Origin of the sequence: Bartonella vinsonii subsp. berkhoffii ATCC 51672, assembly GCF_902825225.1 — a bacterium.
Taxonomy (GTDB): domain Bacteria; phylum Pseudomonadota; class Alphaproteobacteria; order Rhizobiales; family Rhizobiaceae; genus Bartonella; species Bartonella berkhoffii.
The window spans coordinates 1-424 of sequence record NZ_CADEAK010000200.1; the positions used below are offsets into that span (position 1 = coordinate 1).

Here is a 424-nt window from a genome sequence, read left to right on the forward strand (position 1 = left end):
CTTCTCGATTAGCCTTATATTGAGGATAAATTTGTTTACGAAATGTATCAGAAGAATAATCAAAAATGACCGCAAAATGAGTTGGAACAACACCAGCAGCTGTATTACGGGCATTACAAAGTAATTTCCATAACATATTGCAAAAACCGGCTACAGCTCCTACAGGAAGACCATCCTTTTTTCGCTTTAAAGGTGGTAAAGCATAATAAGCCCGAAAAATATAACCCGACCCGTCAACCAAAAAAAGATGATCTTTTTTATCCATTAAAATTCCATTTCTCGATTTCAGCTAAAAAAATAATTTTCTCTTATGTTTTTTTATTAGTTCAAAAATTATTTTTAAATTTATCGAATTTCCTTTAAAAAGCCATTTTTTTTTTTCATAAAGTGCGAAGTCGTTACATTATTTAGCACTTAAGGCTTT

At 30.9% G+C, this 424-nt stretch carries 1 pseudogene; it reads right to left on the reverse strand.

From position 1 onward, the window contains the following. Positions 1–265: pseudogene (locus J7R10_RS08925) on the reverse strand (hypothetical protein); the annotation flags it as partial. Between the last annotated feature and the right edge of the window lie 159 nt (positions 266–424).